General features: G+C 69.9%; 21 protein-coding genes. 3 read left to right on the forward strand and 18 right to left on the reverse strand.

Annotated features, from left to right (window positions below; all coding sequences use genetic code 11):
* Window position 1: 1 nt before the first annotated feature.
* The 9 genes from MIAR_RS14760 to MIAR_RS14800 all read right to left on the reverse strand — a co-directional run bounded on the left by MIAR_RS14760 (window position 2) and on the right by MIAR_RS14800 (window position 8,718).
* Complete coding sequence (locus tag MIAR_RS14760; RefSeq protein ID WP_285637555.1) at window positions 2-505, reverse strand: amino-acid N-acetyltransferase; 504 nt, start codon at window positions 503-505, stop codon at window positions 2-4.
* Window positions 506-593: 88 nt separating this feature from the next.
* Window positions 594-983: a Rieske (2Fe-2S) protein gene (locus MIAR_RS14765; RefSeq protein ID WP_285637556.1), complete on the reverse strand. Its 390-nt coding sequence runs from the start codon at window positions 981-983 to the stop codon at window positions 594-596.
* The gene (locus MIAR_RS14770; RefSeq protein WP_285637557.1) at window positions 980-1,291 is read right to left on the reverse strand and encodes a hypothetical protein; all 312 of its coding nucleotides are present in this window, start codon (window positions 1,289-1,291) and stop codon (window positions 980-982) included. Before MIAR_RS14770 ends, MIAR_RS14765 begins: the two co-directional genes overlap by 4 nt.
* Window positions 1,291-2,556 (reverse strand): amidohydrolase family protein, encoded by a 1,266-nt coding sequence (locus tag MIAR_RS14775; RefSeq protein WP_285637558.1) that lies wholly within the window; start codon window positions 2,554-2,556, stop codon window positions 1,291-1,293. Before MIAR_RS14775 ends, MIAR_RS14770 begins: the two co-directional genes overlap by 1 nt.
* Window positions 2,557-2,579: 23 nt before the next feature.
* Window positions 2,580-3,743 carry an ABC transporter ATP-binding protein gene (locus MIAR_RS14780; RefSeq protein ID WP_285637559.1) on the reverse strand — a complete coding sequence of 388 codons (1,164 nt, stop codon included), beginning with the start codon at window positions 3,741-3,743 and terminating at the stop codon, window positions 2,580-2,582.
* Window positions 3,744-3,783: 40 nt separating this feature from the next.
* A complete protein-coding gene (locus MIAR_RS14785; protein WP_285637560.1) occupies window positions 3,784-4,911 on the reverse strand; it encodes an ABC transporter substrate-binding protein in 1,128 nt (375 codons plus the stop codon).
* Window positions 4,911-6,722, reverse strand: a complete 1,812-nt coding sequence (locus MIAR_RS14790) for an ABC transporter permease (protein WP_285637561.1) — start codon at window positions 6,720-6,722, stop codon at window positions 4,911-4,913. The genes MIAR_RS14785 and MIAR_RS14790 overlap by 1 nt, the downstream gene beginning before the upstream one ends.
* 160 nt (window positions 6,723-6,882) lie before the next feature.
* A complete protein-coding gene (locus MIAR_RS14795; protein WP_285637562.1) occupies window positions 6,883-7,929 on the reverse strand; it encodes a pyridoxal phosphate-dependent aminotransferase in 1,047 nt (348 codons plus the stop codon).
* A gap of 108 nt (window positions 7,930-8,037) precedes the next feature.
* Window positions 8,038-8,718: a FadR/GntR family transcriptional regulator gene (locus MIAR_RS14800; protein WP_285637563.1), complete on the reverse strand. Its 681-nt coding sequence runs from the start codon at window positions 8,716-8,718 to the stop codon at window positions 8,038-8,040.
* A 105-nt stretch (window positions 8,719-8,823) separates the two neighbouring features.
* Between MIAR_RS14800 and MIAR_RS14805 the strand changes: the two genes are divergently transcribed.
* Window positions 8,824-10,029 carry a M20 metallopeptidase family protein gene (locus tag MIAR_RS14805; RefSeq protein ID WP_285637565.1) on the forward strand — a complete coding sequence of 402 codons (1,206 nt, stop codon included), beginning with the start codon at window positions 8,824-8,826 and terminating at the stop codon, window positions 10,027-10,029.
* A gap of 39 nt (window positions 10,030-10,068) precedes the next feature.
* On the opposite strand, the gene MIAR_RS14810 is transcribed toward MIAR_RS14805, so the two are convergent.
* Complete coding sequence (locus tag MIAR_RS14810; RefSeq protein ID WP_285637566.1) at window positions 10,069-11,688, reverse strand: thiamine pyrophosphate-binding protein; 1,620 nt, start codon at window positions 11,686-11,688, stop codon at window positions 10,069-10,071.
* Between the two features lie 161 nt (window positions 11,689-11,849).
* Here MIAR_RS14810 and MIAR_RS14815 point away from each other — a divergent pair, with 161 nt between their 5' ends.
* Both MIAR_RS14815 and MIAR_RS14820 read left to right on the forward strand, forming a co-directional pair.
* Window positions 11,850-13,016 (forward strand): PucR family transcriptional regulator, encoded by a 1,167-nt coding sequence (locus MIAR_RS14815; protein ID WP_285637568.1) that lies wholly within the window; start codon window positions 11,850-11,852, stop codon window positions 13,014-13,016.
* A gap of 118 nt (window positions 13,017-13,134) precedes the next feature.
* Complete coding sequence (locus MIAR_RS14820) at window positions 13,135-14,511, forward strand: aldehyde dehydrogenase family protein (protein WP_285637569.1); 1,377 nt, start codon at window positions 13,135-13,137, stop codon at window positions 14,509-14,511.
* A gap of 77 nt (window positions 14,512-14,588) precedes the next feature.
* Here MIAR_RS14820 and MIAR_RS14825 read toward each other — a convergent pair whose 3' ends face one another.
* The 8 genes from MIAR_RS14825 to MIAR_RS14860 all read right to left on the reverse strand — a co-directional run bounded on the left by MIAR_RS14825 (window position 14,589) and on the right by MIAR_RS14860 (window position 24,007).
* Complete coding sequence (locus tag MIAR_RS14825; RefSeq protein WP_285637570.1) at window positions 14,589-16,256, reverse strand: FAD-dependent monooxygenase; 1,668 nt, start codon at window positions 16,254-16,256, stop codon at window positions 14,589-14,591.
* Between the two features lie 58 nt (window positions 16,257-16,314).
* The gene (locus MIAR_RS14830; RefSeq protein ID WP_285637571.1) at window positions 16,315-16,968 is read right to left on the reverse strand and encodes a 4-carboxy-4-hydroxy-2-oxoadipate aldolase/oxaloacetate decarboxylase; all 654 of its coding nucleotides are present in this window, start codon (window positions 16,966-16,968) and stop codon (window positions 16,315-16,317) included.
* The gene (locus tag MIAR_RS14835) at window positions 16,965-17,621 is read right to left on the reverse strand and encodes an RraA family protein (protein ID WP_285637573.1); all 657 of its coding nucleotides are present in this window, start codon (window positions 17,619-17,621) and stop codon (window positions 16,965-16,967) included. The genes MIAR_RS14830 and MIAR_RS14835 overlap by 4 nt, the downstream gene beginning before the upstream one ends.
* A gap of 4 nt (window positions 17,622-17,625) precedes the next feature.
* Window positions 17,626-18,288 (reverse strand): RraA family protein, encoded by a 663-nt coding sequence (locus tag MIAR_RS14840; RefSeq protein WP_285638533.1) that lies wholly within the window; start codon window positions 18,286-18,288, stop codon window positions 17,626-17,628.
* Window position 18,289: 1 nt separating this feature from the next.
* Complete coding sequence (locus tag MIAR_RS14845; RefSeq protein ID WP_285637576.1) at window positions 18,290-19,306, reverse strand: DODA-type extradiol aromatic ring-opening family dioxygenase; 1,017 nt, start codon at window positions 19,304-19,306, stop codon at window positions 18,290-18,292.
* A 31-nt stretch (window positions 19,307-19,337) separates the two neighbouring features.
* On the reverse strand, window positions 19,338-20,339 hold the full coding sequence (locus MIAR_RS14850) for an amidohydrolase family protein (RefSeq protein ID WP_285637577.1): 1,002 nt from the start codon (window positions 20,337-20,339) through the stop codon (window positions 19,338-19,340).
* 148 nt (window positions 20,340-20,487) lie between these two features.
* Complete coding sequence (locus MIAR_RS14855) at window positions 20,488-22,359, reverse strand: FAD-dependent oxidoreductase (RefSeq protein ID WP_285637578.1); 1,872 nt, start codon at window positions 22,357-22,359, stop codon at window positions 20,488-20,490.
* 199 nt (window positions 22,360-22,558) lie between these two features.
* Window positions 22,559-24,007 (reverse strand): aldehyde dehydrogenase family protein, encoded by a 1,449-nt coding sequence (locus MIAR_RS14860; protein WP_285637579.1) that lies wholly within the window; start codon window positions 24,005-24,007, stop codon window positions 22,559-22,561.
* Between the last annotated feature and the right edge of the window lie 61 nt (window positions 24,008-24,068).

Here is a 24,068-nt window from a genome sequence, read left to right on the forward strand (position 1 = left end):
GCTAGACGAGGTGCTTGAGCATCCTGGTGTTGCCGAGCGTGTTGGGCTTGACGTGCGCGAGGTCGAGGAACTCCTCCACGCCGGCGTCGCCGCTGCGCAGCAGCTGCGAGTACACGTCGGGGTCGACGATGTGCTCGCCGATCGGCTCGAACCCCCGCCGGGTGAAGAAGCCCGTCTCGAAGGTGAGGCAGAACAGCCGGGAGAGACCGAGCTCGCGCGCACGCTGCTCCAGGGCCTCAACGATCGCGCGGCCGACGCCGTGATGCAGGAAGTCGTCGCGCACGAGCAGCGTGCGCACCTCGCCGAGGTCCTCCCACATGACGTGCAGGGCACCGCATCCGATCAGCTCGCCGTCGACCTCGGCGACCACGAACTCCTGCACGGCTCCGTAGAGGATCGCGAGGTCCTTCCCGAGCAGGATGCGTCGCTCGACCAGCGGCTCCAGAAGTGCGTGGATGCCGTTGATGTCGGCGGTGCGGGCCGCGCGGAGGGTGTACTCGCTCACACTTCCAGACTAGGACGCCGCCCGCCCGGAACCTGCGAAGGGCTCGGATGCCGAGGCATCCGAGCCCTTCACCGCCGCAGCGGGTGCGTCAGACCGTGACGATGACGTCGTCGCCCTCGACGCGCACCGGCAGACGGCGCAGCCCCACGCTCTGATCGGCGGGATGCTTGCCCGTGAGGATGTCGAACTCGAAGCCGTGCCAGGGGCAGACGATGTTCCGGTCGCTCGGGTGGTGCCCCGGGCCGCCGCTCTTGAGGCCGCCCTCCCCGCGGACGAGCTGCACCGTGCGCGGCATGATCTTGCCCTGGCACACCGGTCCGCCCTGATGCGGGCAGACGTTGTACCAGGCGCGCACCTCGCCGTCGTGGAAGTAGACGCCGAACTCCGTGCCGTCCACGTCGAAGACGATGCGCTCGCGCTCCTTCAGGTCGGCCAGGCTCGCGACCACCACGTCGCGACGCACGATCTGAGCGCTCATTCCGCTCTCCGGTACCAGATCGCCATGTCGAAGAGGTTGACGTCAGCGGCATCCAGCAGCGCCGTCACCAGCACCACGGTCTCGGTGGCGTTCAGCGCGTCCTCGCGGATCGGCCAGGCGATCTTGCCGACCCGATCCCGCTTCGCGGAGAACAGCCGGGCGGCCGCGTACAGGATGTCGGCGATCTGCTCGTCGGGCACCTCGGCGCCGAGCTCCTGCTCGGTGACGTGGCGGGTCAGCTCCCCGAGCCGGGCGACGAGGCCCTCCAGCTCGGCGAGCTCAGCGGTGGTGGTGTTCGTTTCAGTCATCACGAGATCCCAGGTCGGTCCTGCAGCACCTGCTCTGCAGAGGGCTTCTGTCGGTCGGTCGGGAGGTTGAACACGCGTGCGGCGTTCAACCCCAGGATGTTGCGCTTGGCCTGCTCGGAGAGGAACGGCAGGCGCGTGATCGTCGACGGCGCGTCCCAGTCCCAGTGCGGCCAGTCGGACGAGTACAGCAGCTGGGTCTCAGCATTGAACGACTTCATGGTCGCCTCGAGCAGCTCCATGTTGGTGCGCTCCATCGGCTGCGTCGTGTACCACATCTCCTTCATGTACTCACTCGGGAGGCGCTTGAGGCCGGGGGCCTCGCTCGGGCGCATGAGCACCTCGTGGTCGAGCCGCTGCATGAGGAACGGGATCCACGCCAGGCCGCTCTCCACCCAGACCATCTTGAGCTTGGGGAAGCGCTCGGGCATCGCGTTGATGATCCAGTTGGTGACGTGGATCTGGTTGTAGTGCGTGAACGACAGCGCGTGCATCGACAGGAAGCGGTTCAGCTGGGAGAACGACGGGTCGCCCCAGTGGTAGCCGGAGTGGAAGGCGAGCGGCTTGCCACTGTCCTCGATGAGCTTGTAGAGGCGGGTGTACACGTCGGAGTGCACCGGGTTGTTCCGGGTGGAGCACACCGTGTACCCGATGATGCCCGGGTCGTCCGCGTACTTCTCGACGAGCTCCTCGCACACCTCGGGGGTGTTGTAGGGCAGGTACAGCATGCCCTTCAGGCGCGGGTTCGGCGGGAGGATGACCTCGGTGAGCCAGCGGTTGAACGCCCGGCCGAGGACGACCTCGACCTCGTCCTGCGGATGCATGCCGAGCAGCAGCATCGCGCTCGGGAAGACGACCTGGTAGTCCAGGCCCATGGCATCCATCCCGCGCCGGGCAGCGGTGACGAACGGATGCCCGTCGTCGGGACCGACCGGCTCTTTGCGGCCCTGGTGCCCGATCCGGCCGCCGACGCTCTGGTGCGACATGCCGGGCTGGATGTTCAGCAGGGCGTTGCCGCCGCCGAAGCCGGCGTACTGCTGGAGGCCGATCTGCTTCCAGACGTCGTTGTCGATGAGGTCGAGCACCTCTTTCCAGAAGTGGTCCTCGGAGACGTGCGCGTCGATGTCGACGATGAAGTAGTCGTCGTAGCTCTCCTGCGCCTGCTTGGTCGCGTGCGCGAGCACATCGCGCGTGTCGGAGCGTCCGCCGATCTCGGCGAGCTCGCGGATGCGAGGCGCGTCGGAGCGGGGGGTGGGCAGATCACTCATGGTTTCCTCTCGGGATCGGTCGGTCAACGGGGCGAGACGATCGCATTGGTCGCGACGGTGAGGTATTCGCTCTCGCTCTGCTGCTTCTGCTGCGAGATCACGACCGCCCTCGCCGGCGCGACGGCGAACGACAGCTGCTCGCCCTCGCGCGGGATCTCGTCGGCGCTCAGCTCGGAGATCTCCACCCGGACGCGCAGCGGGATGCCGTCGGCGCGCACGAGCAGGTTGACGGCGCTGCCGAGGTACGTGGTGCGCTCCACCACGCCGACGAACCGTCCGGCCCCGGACGCCGATGGTTGCCGGTCCACGCGCACATGCGCCGCGCGAAAGGCGACGTCGGCCCGCTCGCCGACGACCACTTCGGTGGTCGCGACGCCGGTCACCACCAGGGAGGTGTCGTCGACCCGGATGTCGGCGCGGCCGTCGGAGACGGCGACGACGGTTCCGGGGAGGATGTTCTGGAACCCCATGAAGTCGGCGACGTACGTCGACTGCGGGTGGTCGTAGAGCTCGGACGGGGTGCCGTCCTGCACGATCTCGCCCTCGCTCATCACGATGATGCGGTCGGAGAGCGTGATCGCCTCCTCCTGGTCGTGCGTGACGTAGACCGAGGTGGTCTGGAACTGGTTGTGCAGTGCCCTGACCTGCTGCCCCATCTGGTAGCGCAGCTTGCTGTCGAGGTTCGACAGCGGCTCGTCGTAGAAGATGATGCCCGGTCGGGCGGCCAGGGCGCGCGCCAGTGCGACGCGCTGCTGCTGGCCGCCCGACAGGGCGGTGACGGGACGCTTCTCATATCCTGCGAGGCCGACCGCGTCGAGCATCTCGCCGACGCGCGCGACGCGCTCCCTGGTGGGGACGCGCGCCACCTTGAGCGGGTACGCGACGTTCTCCGACACGCTCATGTGCGGCCACAGGGCGTAGCTCTGGAAGACCATGCCGACCTGTCGCTTGTCGGCCGGCACGAAGGTGCGCCGCTCGATGTCGACGACCGTCCGCTCCCCCATCACGACTCGGCCCGTGGTGGGACGCTCCAGGCCGGCCAGGCAGCGCAGCGTCGTCGTCTTCCCGCAGCCCGAAGGGCCGAGGAGGGTGACGAACTCGCCGGATCCGATCGTCAGATCGAGTCCGTGCAGTGCCGACTTGCTGCCGTACCGCTTGGTCAGTCCGGATACCAGGACCTCAGTCATGCTGATCCACGCTCTCTACAGGATTGAAGAAGGGAAGCGACTACTTCTTGAACTGGGAGTCCAGGAACTCGAAGTAGGGCTTGTTGAACTCGGGGTCGGGGTTGGAGAAGGGCAGGCGACCGAGCTTCTCGAGCGCGGGAGCGCCCTTCGGGCCGGGAGCCGCGGGAGTCCAGCCGTAGGAGTTGTTCTTCTCGGCGAGCGCCTGCTGACCCTCGGGCGAGTACAGCCAGTTGATGTACAGCTGGGCGGCGTCGGCGTGCGGGCTCTCCTTCACCATGCACATGCCGGTGCGCGACATGAAGTTGCCCCCGTCGTCGAGCGGGAAGACGGCCGCGATGGGAGCGCCCTTCGCCTTGGTGTCCTCGTAGAAGCCCTGGTAGACGGCGATGCCGATCGGGAAGCGGCCGCTGGCGACGTCCGCCGGGACGTTGGGCTCGGACTGCGCGAACTGGAGGTCCTGCTTGGCGAGCTTCTCCATGAACGGCTTGCCCCACTTCTCGGCGCTGCCGCCCTCGTCCACCATCAGCGAGGTGAGGATGTAGCGCACGCCACCGGGGACCGTCGGGTCGCCGATGGTGATCTTGCCCTTCCACTTCGGGTCGAGCAGGTCGTGCCAGTTCTTGGGCGCCTCGCTCTCCTTCACCATGTCGGTGTTGTAGACGAAGACGAAGTAGCGCATGGCGTAGTAGGTGAGCCGGCCGTCCATGTTGGTCGGGATCTCGAACCCGTCGGGACCGGTGCGCACATCCGCCTTGGTGCAGAGGTCGGGCTTGGCCGCCACCTGCGGCGACTCACCGCCGTCGTAGATGTCGGCGATCTTGTTGCCGCTCTGCGCCTCGGTCTCGATCTTGGTGATGCTCTGCGCGTCCGGCTGGTTCTGCGGAACGATCTTGATCCCGGGGAAGCGGTCGGTGAACACCTTGAACAGGGCCTTCTGTGCGGTGACGCTGGGGCCGTAGAGCACGACGTCGGTCTTGCCGTCCTTGACGGCCTTGTCGTAGAGCTCGTTCATGTAGGCGTTGCCGTCGGCACTGGCGCCGGGGACCTCGACCGGCTTGTCGGACTTCGGGGCGGGGTCGCCGCCGGACGAGCAGGCGGCGAGGGTCAGCAGCATTCCGGTGGCGAGCACTGCTGTGGTGATCTTCATGGTGTTGCGGGAGAACTTCATCATTCTTCCTCTCGATGGGTGGTGTTCGGGTACAGAACTGAGGGTTGAGCCGATCCGGAGATCACGGGCGACAGGGCGTGTCCGGGCTTGTCTCGCAGCAGGGTGCCGATCTTCATGGACAGGGCGGCGAGGCCGAGCACGGCCATGGCGGCGACCAGGATGATCAGGAACAGCGCCGCGCCCTGCGACATGTTGCCGAGCAGGAACTGCTCGAAGGCCGTCAGCGACACCGGCTGCAGCCCGGGGGGCGCCAGCAGCATCGGCACCGCGAGGTTGCCGGAGATGAACAGCGCCGACAGGAACCATCCGGACAGGAAGCTGGGGATGACCAGGCGGAAGACGATGGTCAGCAGCACCCGCGGGGTCGCAGCTCCCGCGGTGCGCGCCGCCTCCTCGAGCTCCGGGGAGAGCTGGGCGAGCGCGCCTTCGGCGATCCGGCTGGAGACCGGGATCGTGGCGACGATGAGCACGAGAGTCATCAGGAAGGCGGTGCCGTAGAGGCTGCGGAACGCAGGCAGGTAGAGGACGGCGAACATGTACGCCAGGGCGAGGACGATGCCGGGCAGCGCCCAGGGGATCCATACCGCGAACGAGGTGTAGGAGCGGATGAAGCCGGTGCGGCGAGCCGTGACGTAGGTGGTCAGGAGCGCGACCGCGATCGAGCCGAAGCCACCGACGATGGCCAGCCACGCCGTCAGCACCAGGCTGTCGCGGAACTGCGGGTCGGTGAGCATCTGCACGTAGTTGTCGAAGGTGAGACCGGTGCTCATGACGCCGAAGATCGGCTGCAGGCTGCCGAGGATCATCGCGAACAGCGGCAGCACGAGGTTGAGCAGCATGAAGACGACGATCAGGGCGGAGAGCACCCAGCGCACCGGGCCGAGCTCCTGCGGCTCACGCCGCGAGGTCTTCCCGGTGAGCGTGGTGAAGCTGCGCCCGCGCAGCAGCCAGCGCTGGGCGAGGAACAGCACGAGCACCAGGATGATCAGCACCAGCGAGAGGGCGAACGCCTTGGTGTACTCCGCCGGCGCCTGATCCCGCACGTAGTGGTAGATCTGCGTCGAGAACACGAAGATGTTCGCCTGCCGCCCGATCAGCTGCGGGCTGTCGAAGGACTGGAACACCAGCACGGCGACGAGGATCGCCGCGCCCGTGATGGCGGGGCCCACCGAGGGGATCGTGATCGTGAAGAACGTGCGGGCCGTGCCCGCGCCGCTGATGGCCGCGGCCTCATCGAGCGACTGGTCCCTGTTCTTGAATGCGCCCAGCATCAGCAGGTACGCGAAGGGCATGTAGCCGAGCGACAGGAGCAGGATCAGTCCGCCCCACGACTGGATGTTCAGCAGCGGTCCCGTCATGCCCAGCGCGCGTCCGAACTGGTTCAGCAGGCCGTTCTGCGGATTGCCGAGCATGATCCAGCCGAGGGTGTGGAACAGGGGCGGCACGAACAGGTTCAGCGCCATCAGGCCGGTCAGCATCCGCCGTCCGGGAACGTTCGTGTTCGCCGCCATCCAGGCGAACAGTCCGCCGCCGGCGACCGAGATCGTGCCGCAGACCAGCACGAGGACGACCGAGTTCCACATGGTCTGCCACGTGCCGGGGTCCTGGAACGCGACGATCAGACCCTGGATCGTGAACGGGGCGTTGTCGGACGGGAGACCGTCGCGGAACGCGCCGATGACGATCATCGAGACCGGGTAGATGAACACCAGCGCGAGCACGAAGACGAACAGGGCCCACAGGGCGGTGCTCGTCGCGGAGCGCCGGATCGACGCCCGCCGATCGCGTTGGAAATCGATCGTGGCAGTCACTCCCACATCCCTTCGGGCTCCTCGGATCACCGCGGTCCACTCGGGCGGGACCACTGCGTCCATCTGTCATGACAGCGTATGAACGGACCCTCGGAGCGGGCATCCGTTCCCGCTCCGAAGTCCTCTGCGGCGGTTCCGACACTGTGTCGGAGCGCCTTGGTTACAGCAGTGCAGCCAGCGCCGCGTCGTTCTCGCTCGGGAGCCCCACGGTCACGCGGACTCCCCCGGACTGCGGGAACGGCCGCGCCAGCACGCCCTGATCGGCGAAGCGGCCCATCAGCTCGCCCGCGTCGCCGTGGATGAAGATGAAGTTCGACTGGCTCGGCAGGAACGACACCCCCGCATCGGTCAGCGCCGCCTGCATCCGCTCGCGCTCGGCGACGATGATCGCGATCCGCTCGTCGGCGATCGCCTGCGCCTCCGCACCGAAGGCGGCGATGACCGCGGCCTCGGCCAGGCTGTTCAGGGCGAATCCGACCGAGGTGCGGCGCAGCGCCTCCGCGATGCGCGGGGACGAGACGGCGTACCCGGCGCGCACTCCCGCGAGTCCGTGCGACTTCGACAGCGTGCGCAGGATGATCAGGTTCTCGAACTCGTCGAGCAGCACCGTGGTGGCCTCGACCGGCTCGGCGGTGACGAACTCGCGGTAGGCCTCGTCGAGCACGACGAGCACATTCGCGGGGACCTGCGCGAGGAACGCGCGGATCTCCGCCGCCGCGACGAAGCCGCCGGTGGGGTTGTTCGGATTGCACAGGTAGACGATGCGGGTGTCCTCGCCGATCGCCGCGAGCATGGCGGGCAGATCCATGGCACCGTCGGCGGCCAGGCCCACGGGGGTGCGGTGCGCACCGGCGAGCCCCAGTGCGGCCACGTACGCCTCGAACGACGGCCAGCAGTAGACGCCGTCGGCACCGGGTTCGCACACCAGTCGCGCGGCGCCGTGCAGCAGCGATCCCGATCCGTTGTCGATGGCGATGCGGTCGGCGTCCACGCCGATCGAGTCGGCGATCGCGCGCCGGGCCGCGGCACGGTGGTAGTCGGGATAGCGGTGGGCGTTGTCCACGGCGGCCACCATCGCGTCGACGATCACGTCCGCCGGGCGCCACGGCATCTCGTTCTGGGAGAGCCGGATCGGGGGAGGCGTCGCACCTGCGGGCCGGTTGGGCGTGGCGAGCATCTCATCGATCACGCTGCGGAACTCGATCATCTGCGACTCCTCCGAAGCAGCCAGGAATAATTGTTAATAATGAATATGTAGATTATTCATCGATGCGGATGCTGTCAAACCGGCGGAGCCATCATTTCGCCGGACGTCTCAGGGCAGCACGGCGGCCATGGATGACCCGCGATGGCGCTCGAGCGCCGAGGTCGCGAGCCCGTGGTCGTGCGAGACGATCGCCGCGGCGAAGTCGAGGTGGGTGCGCAGGCGCTCCGCCGTCGTCGGCGCCGTCGCCCCCTCGAGCTCCTCCTCGATGATGTAGTCGACGAGGTTGGTGTAGAGGCTGCGCAGCAGCTCGTTCGGCGTGATCTGCGCGATCCGCGCGTGCAGGGCCCAGTTGGCGGCTGCCGACCGCGGCGTGCCCCAGCTCGCCTCCAGCCGCTCCGCGAGCAGCCGGACATCCTCGACATCCGCCTCGGTGGCGAAGTCCACGGCGTCGTGCAGCACGGGTGCGTCGAGGGCGTCGAGGACCCGCAGGCAGTCGGCGACGGTGGCCTGACCCTCGCGCAGGCTGAGCAGCTGATCGCTGAGCCGCATGAAGGGCGACCTGTCGGCGACGAAGATCCCGCCGCCCGGCCCGGGCTTGGCGTCGACCACGCCGCGCGAGCGCAGCAGTTGGATCGCCTCGCCGAGCGTGGCCGGCGCGACGGAGAATCGCGCGGCGAGCTCCTGGCGGCGACCGATGAAGTCCCCCGGCTTGCCGCCACTCGAGGTGATCTCCTCCTCCAGCAGCCGTGCGACTCGCACCGCCACAGCGGCGTTCGTGACCCGCGCCATTGCATTCCCCTCCGGACCCGGCCGCGCATCACGAATGTGATTCGCTATATTGAACCGATCTTATTCGACGCCGCTGTCGCGCGTCGACCGCCGGCGAGGAGGCCCATGATCGATCCCGCCCGTCTCCGCGGCGATGCCGCAGCCCTGCTCCCCCGGCTGATCGACCTGCGTCGGTCGTTGCACCGCACGCCCGAACCCGGCTTCTCCCTCGTCCGGACACGCGATGCCGTGCTCGGCGCCCTGCAGGGCCTGGACCTGGAGATCGTCGCCGGGCCCGACGACTTCTCCTCGATCACCGCCGTCCTCCGCGGGGCCCGCGCCGGTCCGTCCGTGCTGCTGCGCGCGGACATGGATGCGCTCCGCGTCGGGGAGGAGACCGGCCTGCCGTACTCCTCCCAGGTCGAGGGCGTCTCGCACGCCTGCGGTCACGATCTGCACACGGCCGCTCTGGTCGGCGCCGCGCGGCTGCTCAGCGCCCGGCGCGCCGAGATCAGCGGCTCGGTCGTGCTCATGTTCGAGCCGGGCGAGGAGGCAGGCGGCGGTGCCCGGCGGATGATCGCGGAGGGCGTGCTCGCCGCGGCCGGCGAACGGGTCGTCGCCGCCTACGGCATCCACGTCCTGCCCGGCACCGCGGGAATCTTCTCGACACGGGCCGGCGCGCTCATGGCCGGCGCGAACGGCCTGGCCGTGCGCGTGATCGGTCGCGGCGGGCACGGCTCGCGTCCCCACCAGGCCGTCGACCCCGTGCCCGCCCTCGCGGAGATCGTGCTGGCCCTCCAGACGTTCGCCACCCGCCGCTTCTCCCCCTTCGACCCGGTGGTCATCACCGTGACGAAGCTGCACGCGAGCGACATCGTCAACGCGATCCCGGACGAGGCGACACTGGAGGCGACGGTGCGCACGCTCTCCGCGCACACCACGACCGTGCTCGCGCAGGAGCTCCCGGCGCTGGTCGAGGGCATCGCCGCCGCGCACGGCTGCCGCGGCGAAGCGGTCTTCCGTGCGGTGTACCCCGTCACGACGAACGACGCGGATGCCGCGCGCCACGCGCTGTCCGTGCTCGAGCAGACCTTCGGGGCCGACCGCGTCGAGGAGCTCGCCCATCCGGCGATGGCGTCCGAGGACTTCTCGTACGTGCTCGACGAGATTCCCGGGGCGTTCGTGTTCCTCGGAGCGACCCCCGCGGGAACCGACCCCGAGGAGGCCGAGATGAACCACTCACCGCGGGCGGTGTTCGACGACGGCATCCTCGGCGACCAGGCAGCGGCGCTCGCCGCGCTCGCGCTGAGCCACGTCGGCAGCACCCGCTGACCCTCGCGCGGGCCGGCACGCGGCCGGCCCGCGGGTGGGTCAGTGCTTCTCGTGGATGAGGGGCCAGGGCGACGGGAACACGTCGACCGGCACCTTGATGACGGCCGGGCGGCGTGCGGTCACGGCCTCGCCGATGGCGCGCTGCACCGCGTCCGCATCCTCGGCGAGCGCGAAGTCGATCCCGAAGGCCTTCACGAGCAGCTCGAAGTCGGGATTGACGAGGTCGGAGCCGATGAACCGGCCGCCATAGGTGTCCCGCTGGATGCGCCAGACGTTGCCGAAGCGGTTGTCCTCGAAGAGCACGGTGATCAGGGGGATCCCGTACCGCTTCGCGGTCGCGAACTCCTGCAGCGACCAGCCGATGCCGCCGTCGCCCGTGACGACGACGACCGGCCGATCGCCCGCACCCACGGCCGCGCCGAGCGCGGTGGGCATGGCATAGCCGAGCGTGCCCTGGTACCCGGGCCAGACGTAGGAACGCGGCGCCTGCACCGGGAATCCGTAGGTCGACACGTAGCCGATCTGGGTGAGCTCGTTGACGAAGATGCCGTCGGCCGGCAGCGAGGCACGGATGGCGTCCACGAACGCCATCTGCGGTGCGACCTGCGCGCGGATGCGCTCCTCGCACTCGCGGCGGAGACGTGCCAGCTCGTCGCCCCACCCCGTGCGGTGCTCCTGTCCCTCCAGCCGAGCCACGAGCGCCTCGAGCACCGCGGTCGCGTCGGCGAGCACGGTCACGTCGGGACGGCGGGGGGTTCGCACGTCATCGGGATCGACGTTCACCAGCGCGAGGCGCGCCTCGCCGATGTTCAGCTGCTGACCGAACGGAGTGAGGAAACGGCTGCCGAAGGAGACGACCGCATCCGCCGTGTCGCGCAGCTCCCAGAGGGAGAAGGCGGGCAGCGCGTGCGGGTCGCGGGCGTCGATCGCACCGCGGCCGTTCTCGCTCATCACGACCGGAGCGTCGAGCAGCTCCGCGAGACGCGGCAGCAGCTCGAAGGCGCGAGTTCCGCGCACGCCGCCGCCCACGTGGATGACGGGGCGCCGGCTCGCCGCCAGCAGTGCGAGGATCTCGGACACGCCGTCCTCCGGCGCGCTCGGCGTCTCGACGGCGAACGGCTCCCCCACCTCGAAGTCGGCCTCGGCGTGGAGGATGTCGGGTCCGAGCTCGAGCGCGACGGGTCGCGGACGACCGGTGCGCATCTGGCGGAAGCCCTCGTGCACCAGCTCGGGGATCTCCTCGACGCGCGTGGGTCTTGCGGTCCACTTGGTGAGGCCCTCGATCGTCTCGCTCTGCTTCGGGATCTCGTGCAGTGCACCCAGCCCCCCTCCGACGAGCTTGCTGGGGATCGTGCCGGCCAGCAGCATGACCTGTGAGGAGCAGGCGTAGGCGGTCGCCATCCCGGCGCCGGCGTTGAGGACGCCCGGACCGGGGACGACCATCGCGACGCCCGGCTTGCCGGTGACGCGGTGGAATCCGTCGGCCATGTAGGTGGTGCTCTGCTCGTGGCGAGGGACCAGCAGGTTCAGCTCGTCCTGCCTCCGGTACATGCCGTCGGTGAGGCCGTCCAGCTGCACGCCGGGGATGCCGAAGACCGTCTCCGTCCCCTCGCTGATCAGAGCCTGAGTGAGCGCATCGCCGCCCGTCATCTTCGCCATAGGTGAACGCCTTCCTGAATTGACTATAATGAATATAGATCAGCACGCTCGGCGTCACAACTCGGCCGGATCCGGGCGGGCGCCCGGCATAGAATCGGTGCGATCGGACACGGTGTCGCAGAGCCGGCGCACAGACCGTCACGCGCAGAGGGAGTCGACCGGTGAATCTCGAAGAGCACGTTCAGGCGTACGCCGACCGCTTCGGAAGGCCGGTCATCGTCTTCGACGCCGACCTCAACGTCACCGCGTTCAGCATCCATGACGAGGACGTCGACCACGCACGGCTGGCGATCATCCTCTCCCACCGCGGATCCTCCCGCGCGAAGGACTCGATCCGGGAGTACCGGGTCGCGCAGGCCGACGGCCCGGTGCGCATCCCCCCGATCGACGGCGGGCGCTCGCGCGTCGTCGCACCCGTGCGCCACGAGGGGCACGTCGTCGGCTACGTCTCCTCGGCGATCCCCGACGACCTGCCGGACGACGCGATCGTCGAGGACGACGCCATCCGCGAGAGCCGCGCCCAGATCGGCGTGATCCTGGCCGCGATGGCGCTGGGCACCCGCGAGGACGAGGACCGCACGCGTCGCCTGGTGACCGCTCTGCTCGACGCCGACGGCGACCACGGAATCCGGGCCGCGGACGAGCTGCTGACGGACCGCCTCATCTCGCCCGCCCCGCACTACACCGTCATCGTGCTGTCACCTCCGCCCCACTCGGACGTCAACGCGGCCGCCCTCCGACTGGCACTCGACCGCGCCCTGGCCGCCATTCCAGCATTCCCCACACTGAAGGCCGTCGGCACCGTCTTCGAGGGCGAGGCGGTTCTCGTTGTGCCCTACGAGATCGACGGCAAGCGCCTCAGCACCCTGCTCGCCCTGCCGGCCTTCGCCGAGCTGCGCGCCGGTGTGGGCGGCGCCCACTCCCGTCTCGCCGATGCGCGCAGCTCGCGCCGCGAGGCGCGCATCGCCCTCCGCGGCGCGGATCTCAGCCCCGCCCGCGGTCGCGTGGTGCAGTGGGACGAGCTCGGCCTGGATCGCATCCTGCTCCAGCTGCCCGTCGAGGCGCTCACGCTCACCGACCTGCCCGCCCCCGTGCAGCGGCTGCTGCAGGCGCAGTCGGGCCCGGACCTCGCCGAGACGCTCGAGGCCTACCTCGACTGCGGCTGCGACGCCCAGCGCACGGCGCAGGAACTGCACATCCACCGCAGCACCCTCTACTACCGGCTCGACAGGGTCAAGGCGATCGCCGACGTCGATCTCGCCGACGGCCTGATGCGGCGCGAGCTGCACACCGCGCTGCGCGTCGCGACGCTCGCCGGCCTGCGCTGATCCGGATCCCAGCCGGAGCATGTCGCGTCATCGCATAATTGACTATATTGAATAGATATCTTTCACGCACGACGCCGAGGTCGCCCGATCCGGCGGCACAGACGAGAGGAACCCGCCGATGAATGCCCTCCTGGAAGCCGTCTCGGTGGATGCCGAGCACGGCCGCCCCATGCTCGATGCCGCCACCCGCGAGGTCTTCGGTCACGCGCCGGAGCAGACCGTCGACGACCTGAACGCCGCGATCGCGGCCGCGGCCGCCGCCCAGCCCGGCTGGGCCGCACTCGGCCACGCCGAGCGCTCCCGCCTGATGCGTGCGATCGCCGACGACATCGATGAGCACGCGGAGGAGCTCGGCGAGATCATCACGCACGAGCAGGGCAAGGTGGCCGGCGCGGGAGAGGCGCACGGCGCAGCCCACTTCCTGCGCGGCGCCGCCGACACCGTGCTGGAGCCGCAGCGGCTCGACGACCGCTCGGAGCTGCACTACATGCCGCTCGGCGTGGTCGCCTCGATCGGCCCGTGGAACTTCCCCGTCATGATCGGCGTGTGGCACATCGCGCCCGCGCTGCGGATGGGCAACACGGTCGTCATCAAGCCCTCGGAGTACACGCCGCTGAGCGTGCTGGCCCTGGTGGAGATCTTCCGCCGGCACCTGCCCGAGGGGGTCGTGACCGCGGTCTCCGGCGGGCGCGAGGTGGGAGCGGCGCTCGCCTCCCACCCCGATGTCGCGAAGATCGTGTTCACCGGGTCGACCCCGACCGGCAGGCGCATCGTGGAGAGCTCCTCGAACAACCTCGCCCGCCTGACCCTGGAGCTCGGCGGCAACGACGCCGGCATCGTGCTGCCGGGCACCGACGTCTCCCAGGTCGCCGAGAAGCTGTTCTGGGGAGCATTCATGAACACCGGCCAGGTGTGCGCGGCGCTCAAGCGCCTGTACGTGCACGACTCCGTGTACGACGAGCTGGTCGAGGCGCTAGCCGGCATCGCCGAGACCGCACCGATCGGCTCCGGACACGTGAAGACCAACCGGCTGGGACCGGTGCAGAACCCCTCGCAGTTCGACATCGTCTCGCGGCTCGTCGACGACGCCCGCGCGCGCGGCGCGCGCATCGTGACCGGCGGCGAGCCCGCGACCGACCTCGGCCCGCTGTTCTACCGCCCCACGATCATCGCCGACGTCGAGGACGGCGCTGCCATCGTCGACGAGGAGCAGTTCGGTCCGGTGCTGCCCGTGGTCCGCTACAGCGATGTCGAGGATGCCGTCCGCCGCGCGAACGGCACGGACCAGGGGCTCGGCGCATCGGTGTGGGGGCCGGACGAGGAGGTGGCGAAGGAGATCGCACTGCGCCTCGAAGCCGGCACCGTGTGGATCAATCAGCACGGAGGCGTCGACCCGTCGACCCCGTTCGGCGGTGTGAAGGCCTCCGGCTACGGGCTCGAGTTCGGCGTCGAGGGGCTGAAGGCGATGGCGGCGACGAAGGTCATCCGGCGCTGAGCCCGGCCCTCTCCCGAGAACGAGGAAGGTGCCGGATCGGTCGATCCGGCGCCTTCCTCGTTCCGCAGCGGGGCGGCTCAGGCGGCGACGCGCACGCGGGCGCCGCGGAGCAGTTCGCAGAGCTCGGCGGCGTCGGCCGCGTCGAGCGCGGCGCCCCGCCAGACCACCTGCTGATCCTGGCGGACCAGCGTGAGCGGGGCCGTGTACTCGGCGGGCAGCAGCCTGTCTCCGGGCTCCACGATGACCAGCGGGATGCCGCGCCGCTCGGCCTCCGCGACGAGGGCGGGGCTGCCGTGCCCGTCTCGTGCCACCAGGGTGTAGCCGTCGGAGAGCCGGTCGTAGAACGAGGTGCCGTCGGCGAGCACGAAGTGCGGGGCGCGGCAGCCCGGAACGGTCGAGGGCGTGTACGTGCCCATCGTGTACCCGGGCGCCTCCGCTCCGTCGTAGGAGATGATCGGCGAGGCGTCGTACACGTAGCCGTAGTTGAGCCCGGCCGCGGCGAACTGCGGCTCGTTGAGGGCGTGCACCGCGGCGCCGAACTCGGCGCGGGCCCGCTCCCCTGCGTCCGTCGCATCCTCGATCTCCGCGGGCATGCCGGGCCGTGCGAGCTTCTGCTGGTGATTCATCGCGAAGTGCGAGACCTGCTCGGTGATCGGGCGCCGCTCGGCCTCATAGGCGTCGAGGATGCCCTCGTCGGCCCATCCGCTCAGGTGCGCGCCCAGCTGCCAGGTGAGGTTGAGCACGTCGGCGATACCGGCGTTCATCCCGAACCCGGCGAAGGGCACCCAGAGGTGGCTGGCGTCGCCGGCGATGAACACCCGGCCGCTGCGGAAGCGGTCGGCGAGCAGCCGGCGCGCGATCCAGTCCTCCTTCGACACCGCCTCGTACTCGAAATCGTCCCCGACGCCGAGGATCGCGCGGATCGCGGCATCCCGGTCCACCGACCCCTCGGTCTGCGCCTCCTCGGGCGAGAGGTAGGTGTGCACCAGGAAGGTCTCGCGCCCGTCGATCGCGTAGACGTGGCCCAGGCGGCGCTGATTGAACGTGTAGTAGCCCCAGGCGCGCGGCTCGTCCGCGGACATCCGCTCGTACAGCTCGGCGGATCGGATGCAGGTGGACTGGACGTGCTGCAGCACGGGGTCGCCGCTCAGCTTGGCGCCGATCTGCTTGCGCACCATCGAGCGCCCGCCGTCCGCGCCGATCAGGTAGCGGGCGCGCACCGTGCGCTCGTTCGACCCGTCGAGGTCGGAGATCACGGCCGACACCGAGGACTCGTCCTGCGCGAGACTGTGGAAGAGGGTGCGGTTCAGCAGCGTGACCCCGGGTGCCTGCGCGGCGTGGCGGGCGAGGATCGGCTCGAGGAAGGTCTGGTTGATGCGGTGCGGCGGCTCGGGCGTCTGCCACGCGGTGTCCGGTCCGGTGCGCGACGTGTACCGCTCGCCGCTGGCGGGGATCGGGATGCGGGCGAACTCGATGCCGGTCAGCGAGGTGCGGAAGGCCACGTCCTGCGGGTAGTCCGCGGGCAGCCCGGCCGCGCGCACCTCGGCGGCGATGCCCAGCCGTCGGAAGCTCTCCATGGTGCGGGAGGCGACGTGGTTGCACTTCACGTTCGGCGGCTGGAGGAACTCGCGCTGCTCCACGACGATCGTCGACACCCCTCGCGCGCTGAGGTCGAGCGCTGCGACCAGTCCGACGGGGCCCGCCCCGATGATGAGGACGTCCGCGTCCAGCGCCGCCTGCGTCATGTGATTCTCCCGATTCCGATCAGTGTGAGGTGTCTGCGTCCGGTCGCGCGGTCGTCGTTCAGCGTTCGGCCGGCCCGCGCTCCGGCGCCCCGAGCCCGCGGAAGTCGTAGAGGTCGAGCGTGCTCTCGCCGTCCCGCAGCCTGGCCATGAAGGCGTCCTCCTTGGCCGCGCGCTCCCGCGAGGATGCGAGCACCTCGTCGTAGCGCGCCGAGGGGATCACGGCGATGCCGTCGCGGTCCGCGACGATGACGTCGCCGCGGTGGACCACCCGTCCGCGCAGCGTGACGGGGCGGCCGAGCACTCCCGGCCACTGCTTGATCGTGCCGCGGATGGAGATGGAGGTGCTGAAGGCGGGAAAGCCCAGGCCGGCCAGCTGCGCGGTGTCCCGCACGCCGCCGTCGATGACGAGACCGCGGATGCCGCGCGCCTGAGCGGCGACCGTCATGACCTCGCCCCAGTAGCCGTGGGCCCCGCCGCCGGCGTCCACGACGAGCACGTCTCCGTCGCCCGCGGCCTCGATGCCGTGGTGCAGGGCGAGGTTGTCACCGAGCTGGGCGGACACCGGGTACGCGCGCCCGACGATCTGCGCGCCCTCCCAGGCGGGGCGGAACGCCGCATCCAGGAAGCAGTCGCTGCGCGATGCCTCGTAGAGCGTGGCGCTGCCGAGCCGCAGCAGCTCCTCGGCATCCTGCAGAACCTCGGCGGAGGTCATCCCTCTGCCCTCTGCAGGTTGTGGTAGCCGAAGCGCGCGCGGGCCTCGGCGATGGTGGCGCCGTTCAGCGCAGCCTCGAGGATCGACTCCTCGCGACGATGGATGGTCTCCGCGGTCTCGAGGATGTCCTCCTCGATGTCCTGGGGGATGACGACGACGCCGTCGGAGTCGCCGAGCAGGATGTCGCCGGGGCGCACGGTCACACCGCCGATCGTGACGGGTCCCTGCTCCTCGGCGACCTCGACGCGGTCCTTGCCGGTGCGCATGAAGCGGCCGTGACTGTAGATCGGGTAGCCGAGCGAGAGCGCACGGTGGGTGTCGCGACACACGCCCTCGATGACCGTGCCCGCGATGCCGCGATGATGCGCGACGGCGGTCAGGATGTCGCCCCAGACCGTGCAGTCGACGCGCGCGTCGTTGTCGAGCACGACCACCTGGCCGGGCTGCACCTGGTCGATGTAGTCACCGACCGTGCCCGCGGGCGTCTGCGCGCTGACGTAGCGGACCGTGTAGGCCCGCCCCGCCATGTGCTGTCCGTCAGTGAGCGGGGCGAGGCCGAGCAGGCTGCCGGGGCGGACGTGCTTGTCGAGCGCGTCCGACACGGTCGCCGTGCCGAGCGCGGCGAACCTCTGGACGATGGGGTCGTCTGACATGCGATCACTCCGAAGCTGTGACGGTGGGGAACTGGGAATCGTGCATGACCTCGCTCACGTCGCGGCCGCTGCGCACGGCCTCGGCCATCCGCGACTCCCGATCGGCGATGCGTCCGGCGAGCTCGACGACGCGTTCGACCTCGGCCGCCGCGACGAAGACGACGCCGTTGACGTCGGCGATCACGTAGTCGTGCGACGCCACCGAGACGCCGGCGACCTGGATGCGCTCGTCCATCGCCTGTTGCACGATCCGGCCGCGCGCGCTGACGGGCACCGCCTGACGGGCGAACACGGGCAGCCCCAGCGCCTCGCTCTCCTGCACGTCACGGCAGGCGCCGTCGACGATGATGCCGGCGATGCCGCGCTGGACGGCGGCCTCGGCGAGCAGGCCGCCCCAGCAGGAGACGTCCGTGCGGCCGTGGTTGTCGATGACGACGACGTCATCGGGGTCGGCGACGGCGACCAGCGGCGTGGCGATGTGGGTGGCCGGACCCGCGGACGCCTTGGGCGCCGCGGTGACCGTGCGCACCCGGCCGGCCACCGTGCGGCCGGCGGGCCACATCGGCGTGAGGGCCGTCACGGCGCCGGGGAGCCCGAGGGTGTCGAGGGCATCCGAGACGGCGCAGCTGTCCAGCGCGCGCAGCGCCGCGACGATGGCATCCGTCATCTCAGGCACGCCCCCAGGTGACGAATCCCATGGCGTTGCCGGTGCCGGCCTCGGTGCGGTAGCAGGCCTCGTAGTCGACGCCCGTGACCTGCAGGCCGACCTCGTCGGCGATGCCGGCCACGGCTATCCAGTTGCGCAGCTCGGACGCGCCGGACATCATCTCGCCGGCGGGGACCTGCGAGAGGTACTCCGCGTCGTGGTTCTTCATGGCCTCGATGAACTCGCGGTCGAGCTTCTCGTCGATGACGAAGTGGCTGAGCCCGCCCGACGCGACGACGCCCACCCGCAGGTCGCCGGGGAAGGACTGGATCGCCCGCCCGACGGCGCGGCCGAAGTCGTAGCAGCGCTTCGCGCTCGGCGGGTTCGGCTCCCAGAAGGTGTTGATGAAGATCGGCACCATGGGCACGGTGGAGTCCTCGCCCATGAAGCGCTGGTAGATGAAGCCGAAGCCATGCGGGATCGAGTGGTTCTCGTAGCGGCCCGCCGGAACGATCTCGGTGGCGCCGGTGTCGAAGTCCTCGGCCTGGGTGGACTGGATGATGTGCTTGCCCAGCTCGCGATGCGTGGGGCGGATGATCGTGTGATCGGGCACGTCGCCCATCGCCGCCTCGGCGAGGCCGGGGGCCATCGCGTCGAGCTGCTCCTGCGTGAACGGCACGTGCGCGACCTCGTCGCCCCAGAACACCGAGAACGGGGCGAGCCACTCGTCGCCGTACGTCTCCTTGTGGTCGCTGGAGACGATGACCAGGACGTCCACGTCCTGCGCCTTGATGTACTCGGCGACCTTGTCCATCGAGCCCTGGCAGCTGTCCCAGCGGCGCTGCATCACCTCGTGCGTGATCTCGTGCGAGAAGTCCTCGCGCAGTTCACGCAGCTCATCGAAGGTGTACGTGCCGCCGCGGAACTTCAGTCCCTTGCTGCGGCGGTCGGCGACGCCGCGGGTCTCCCAGGCCTCCGGCGGGGCGGCCTTCAGCTGCGGTCCGTGCGAGGTGCCGAATCCGGCGACGATCTCGGTCATGGTCGGTCCTTTCCCGAATTGCGTTCGGTGCCTACAGGCGGAAGAGGCTGCGGGCGTTGTTCTCGAGCACATCGGCGCGACGGTCCGCGTCGAGCCACTCGATGTCGTCGATGAGCAGGTGGATGTCGTCGAACCAGCGCCCGGTCTCCGGGTCGATCTGGGATCCGGTCCCCGGCTTCTCCGAGCCGAACAGCACGCGGTCGGTTCCGACGGCCTTCATCAGCAGCTCGAGGCTGTCCTGCGTGTAGAGGCACGAATCGAAGTAGAAGTTGCGCAGCTTGTCGAGGTACGAGACGCCGGTGCGCACGACAGAGGGCAGGAATCGTCCCATCTGGTACGGGATCGCTCCCCCGCCGTGGGCGACGATCACCTTGAGGTCGGGGAAGTCGGCGAAGACGTTCGCCTGGATCATGCTCCAGACCGAGACGGTCTCCTCCTGGATGAAGTGCAGGCTGTACGGCTCGCGTGCCGGGAACTTGCAGCCGGCCGAGTGCAGCAGCATCGGAACGTCCAGCTCGCACAGCGTCTCGTACAGCGGATACCAGTACCGCTCGCCCATCGCCGGCGGCACCTCGGTGCCCTCGTAGGGGTCGGAGTTGACCATGGCGCCGACGAAGCCGAGCTCCGTGATCGCACGACGCAGTTCGGGCAGCCACTGCTCGACGGTGACGTACGGGCTCTGCGGGATGCCCGCGATGCCCTTGAAGCGTCCGGGGAACAGCTCGGTCGTGCGCTTGATGATGTTGTTGGTCTCGGCCGTGAACCATTCGACGATGCGCGTCGGACGCTCGGAGTGCATGGCGTGGAACGGGCGCGGCGAGATGAGCTGCAGATCGATTCCGGCGCCGTCGATGTGCTCCATGTGCGAGACGTTCCCGAAGCTCGGGTGCGGCGCGTGGTACGAGGCGATCAGCTCATCGTCGCTGATCACGGGGGGCTTGCCGCCGTGTGACCCTCGCGCGGCCAGCAGCGACGCCTTCCACGCGTAGTACGAGTCGGGGGCGGTCATGTGGCCGTGGACATCGATGATCACGGTTACTCCTTCGGAATGTGTCGTACGACTCTGTTCGACGCTACGAGAGCGGCATCCGGCGAGGATCGGCCCGCTGCGGGAATCTCCCGCAGGCCGATCCGACACGGTGTATGAAGGGCGCGACGGGCCGCCGCCGCGCCCTTCGACGTCACTGCACCAGCACGCTCGCGGCGGCGCGGATCCGCTTCAGGAACGGTTCCGCGGGGTCGTGGTCGGGAGCGTCGCCGCCGCGCAGCACCACCTCGAGCGCGTCGCGCAGTGCCGACGCGCGGTCGGCAGGAGCGGATGCCGCTCGCCAGGCGACCTTGCGATCAGGACGCAGCAGCAGCGCGCCGTCGTCGTCGATCTGGCGCACGGCGCGCCAGCCCTCGTCATCCGGGACGGCGACGACGGTCACGGGCATCGTCCCGGGCAGCGCGTCGACCGCCCGCTGCCAGTCCGGCGCGGCATCCGCCGACGTGAGCAGGGTGAGCCCGTGCTGACGGACCAGGTCGTGCGTCGACCGGGGCGCGCCGCCGGCGGCATCCGCGAGCCACACGTGGGGAAGGTGATGCCCGGGACGGGACGTCGGGTGGAAGGCCACGGGGTCCGACTCGTCGCCCGGCGCGGGTGTGCCGTCCGGCACGAACGCCCCGGCCCAGTAGTGGTAGCCCGCCTCGACGCCCAGCTGGCTGTAGTCGTGCGCGTTGTGCTGCACCTCGGCCGCCACGCGCCGGCGCATCTCGTCGCTCTCGGGGCCCTCGCCGACGAAGACCTCGAGATTGCGGATTCCCTCCGCCTCGTCCTCGCTGAACCCGAGCGCCTCGGCGATCGGAGGGTGCCGGTTCGCGTTCTCGAGCGAGTGCGCGGTGTACCAGGCGACGATCGGGCGACGCTCGGCCTGGTAGCTGTCCAGCAGCGCCTCGGGGGCCTCGTCGCGCAGCACCGCCGACAGCTTCCAGCACAGGTTCTGCACGTCCTGGATGCCGCTGTTGAGGCCGAGGCCTCCGGTCGGCGGATGCTTGTGCGCGGCGTCACCGGCGAGGAAGACCCGTCCCGCGCGGAAGCGCTTGGCGACCAGTCCGTTGTAATTCCACCTGGTCATCGAGTGCATCGTGATCTCGTGGTCGTCGGCCAGGCCCAGCATCCGCCGGATCGACTCGAAGAGCGCGCTCTCGTCGTCGGGGTCGCCCTCGATCATCCATGCGGCCACCGAGACGAGCCACTCCTCCGAGTCGCGGTTGTAGTGCGTGGGGCCGAGCGCCTGGATCGTGCCGCGCCGGCGGGCGCCGCCGGCGGGGTGCAGGAAGTGGCCGAGCAGGGCATCCGGCTCCGACCAGGACGAGAGGTCGAGGCTGACGTGGTAGTTGACCACCTCGCGCATGTCGCGAGGGCCCTCCAGCTCGATGCCCAGCATGTCGGCGCTGTTGCGCCCGCCGTCCGCGGCGACGACGTAGCGCGCACGCACCCGGCGGATCTCACCCGTGTCGCGGTCGCGGATCCGGACGCTCGCGGCCTCGTCGTCCTGCTCGATGCCGACGACCTCCTGCCCCTGACGGATCCTGCCCGGTGCGGCGGCGACGGCGTGCTTGTGGATGAGCGGGTCGAGGCGCAGCTGCGGCATGTTCGCGAACGCGCGCGGGCTCGACGAGCGGTAGCGCTCGGCGTCCTCACCGCCGCCCCAGGCCGGGACCTCGCCGATCTTCAGGCCGTCGAAGCGGCCGGGCCCGGTGGCGGTCGTGTACCAGACGGCCTTGCGCCAGCGGTCGTGCTGCGGCGTCGCGGCGTAGATGTCTTCGGCGACGCCCATGTCGTGGAACGCCTCCATGGTCCTCGTGTTGAGCAGGTGCGCACGCGGGAAGCGGAACACGAAGTCGCGGCGCTCGACGAGGAGCACGTCGATCCCGCGCTGCGCCAGCAGGATCGCGCAGGACAGCCCGACGGGGCCGCCGCCCATGATCAGCACCTCGGTGGACTCCGGCCAGACGTCGTCTTCGATGGGGGGCAGGGACAGGCTGCGACTGTTCTGGGATGCGGACACGGACTCCTCCTCGACTGCGGGAACCCCAGATTATGAAGCGCCTCCCCCGCCCGGATACGTGAGTCCGGCGTGAAACTCGGGCTCCGATTCCGACACGATGTCGCATCGAGGACTCCGCACGCGACCGGGGATGACAAAGGGGCGAGCCGTGCCTCTCCGCACGCCTCGCCCCTGGTCGCGGCCGGGTCTCGGCCGGGTCTCACCCCGAGATCGTCGGCACCGTCACCCACTGCCAGTAGGTGAACTCGTCGAGGTTCCAGTGGCCGCCGTGCCGCCCGCCATTGCCGGATGCCCCGATGCCGCCCATCGGGATGTGCGCGGCGTCGTAGATCGTCTGCCCGTTCACGGCGACCATGCCGGCTCGCAGCCGCGAGGCGAAGCCCAGTGCCCGCGCGACGTCGCGGCTGTGGATCGCGGCGGACAGTCCGTAGTCGCTGGCGTTGGCGAGGGCGAGGGCCTCCTCCTCCGTCGAGAACCGGGTGATCGGCGCCACGGGTCCGAAGATCTCCTGCCTGAAGGCGGCGTTGTCGGAGGTCACGCCGTCCAGGATCGTGGGCTGGTAGAAGACGCCCTCATGCGTGCCGCCCCGCACGATCCGCGCGCCGTCGGCGACGGCGGCGTCGACGATGCCCTGCACGCGCTCCGCCTGGCCGACGGTGATCAGCGGTCCGAGCGTCGTCTCGGGCGATAGCGGGTCGCCGAGGCGCATCCGCTCGGTCGCGGCCCGCATCCGCTCGACGTACTCGTCGGCGATGCTCTCGTGCACGAGGTGCCGGCCGGTGGCCATGCAGATCTGCCCCTGGTGGCGGAAGGAGCCGCCGAGGCCGCTCGCGACGGCGTGGTCCAGGTCGGCATCGGCCATCACGATGAAGGCGTTGTTGCCGCCGAGCTCGAGCACCACCCGCTTGAGCAGTCCTCCGGCGACCTCTCCGACGCGCCTGCCGGCCGCCGAGGATCCGGTGAACGAGATGACGTTCGTGTGCGGGGAGCGCACGACGGCCTCGCCCGTCTCCGGTCCGCCGGGGAGGACGTGCAGCACCCCGTCGGGGAGGCCCGCCCTGGCGAAGGCCTCGGCGATGGCCGCGCCTCCGGAGAAGGCGGTCTTGACGTCGGGCTTGACGATGACGGCGTTGCCGAGCGCGATGGCCGGCGCCACCGACCGGATCGCGAGCATGAGCGGTGCGTTCCAGGGCGCGATCACTCCGACGACTCCGACCGGGATGCGGCGGGCGATGCCGAGCGTGCTCGGGTCCTCGACGGGCAGGATGTCACCCTGGGACCGGGTGACGAGGCCGGCCGCCTCGACGAGCTCGTCGATGGCCTTGTCGACCTCGTGCCTGGCTTTGCCCGGCAGGGACCCGCTCTCCCGGATCAGCACGTCCTCGACGTCGGCTCGGATCTCGCGCATCGCCTCGGCCGCGCGATGGAGCACGTCGGCCCTGGTGCGGTAGGAGGCGCGCCCCCACTCCGCCTGCGCGGCGACCGCTCGCCGTCCTGCCCGCTCCACATCGCCGTCGTCGGCGATGCCGGCCCTGCCGACGGTGCTCCCGTCTCCGGGCGAGACGATGGGGAGCACCCCGCCGCCCGCCTCGCGCCAGCCGTCCGAGAAGATGCGCCCGTCGGCCTCGGAGCGATCCCATCGCGTCATCGTCGACCTCCAGCTGTGCGTGCGTGAGCGGAACCGTTGCGATGCTAGCCGCTCACCGGAG

This window comes from Microbacterium arabinogalactanolyticum (assembly GCF_030268005.1).
GTDB lineage: Bacteria > Actinomycetota > Actinomycetes > Actinomycetales > Microbacteriaceae > Microbacterium > Microbacterium arabinogalactanolyticum.

Bases quoted from the DNA above. Each gene is read 5' to 3' on its own strand.
- MIAR_RS14765 (WP_285637556.1), bottom strand. From the start codon at position 983: ATGAGCGCTCAGATCGTGCGTCGCGACGTGGTGGTCGCGAGCCTGGCC.
- MIAR_RS14770 (WP_285637557.1), bottom strand. From the start codon at position 1,291: ATGACTGAAACGAACACCACCACCGCTGAGCTCGCCGAGCTGGAGGGC.
- MIAR_RS14775 (WP_285637558.1), bottom strand. From the start codon at position 2,556: ATGAGTGATCTGCCCACCCCCCGCTCCGACGCGCCTCGCATCCGCGAG.
- MIAR_RS14780 (WP_285637559.1), bottom strand. From the start codon at position 3,743: ATGACTGAGGTCCTGGTATCCGGACTGACCAAGCGGTACGGCAGCAAG.
- MIAR_RS14785 (WP_285637560.1), bottom strand. From the start codon at position 4,911: ATGAAGTTCTCCCGCAACACCATGAAGATCACCACAGCAGTGCTCGCC.
- MIAR_RS14795 (WP_285637562.1), bottom strand. From the start codon at position 7,929: ATGATCGAGTTCCGCAGCGTGATCGATGAGATGCTCGCCACGCCCAAC.
- MIAR_RS14800 (WP_285637563.1), bottom strand. From the start codon at position 8,718: ATGGCGCGGGTCACGAACGCCGCTGTGGCGGTGCGAGTCGCACGGCTG.
- MIAR_RS14805 (WP_285637565.1), top strand. From the start codon at position 8,824: ATGATCGATCCCGCCCGTCTCCGCGGCGATGCCGCAGCCCTGCTCCCC.
- MIAR_RS14810 (WP_285637566.1), bottom strand. From the start codon at position 11,688: ATGGCGAAGATGACGGGCGGCGATGCGCTCACTCAGGCTCTGATCAGC.
- MIAR_RS14820 (WP_285637569.1), top strand. From the start codon at position 13,135: ATGAATGCCCTCCTGGAAGCCGTCTCGGTGGATGCCGAGCACGGCCGC.
- MIAR_RS14825 (WP_285637570.1), bottom strand. From the start codon at position 16,256: ATGACGCAGGCGGCGCTGGACGCGGACGTCCTCATCATCGGGGCGGGC.
- MIAR_RS14830 (WP_285637571.1), bottom strand. From the start codon at position 16,968: ATGACCTCCGCCGAGGTTCTGCAGGATGCCGAGGAGCTGCTGCGGCTC.
- MIAR_RS14835 (WP_285637573.1), bottom strand. From the start codon at position 17,621: ATGTCAGACGACCCCATCGTCCAGAGGTTCGCCGCGCTCGGCACGGCG.
- MIAR_RS14840 (WP_285638533.1), bottom strand. From the start codon at position 18,288: ATGACGGATGCCATCGTCGCGGCGCTGCGCGCGCTGGACAGCTGCGCC.
- MIAR_RS14845 (WP_285637576.1), bottom strand. From the start codon at position 19,306: ATGACCGAGATCGTCGCCGGATTCGGCACCTCGCACGGACCGCAGCTG.
- MIAR_RS14860 (WP_285637579.1), bottom strand. From the start codon at position 24,007: ATGACGCGATGGGATCGCTCCGAGGCCGACGGGCGCATCTTCTCGGAC.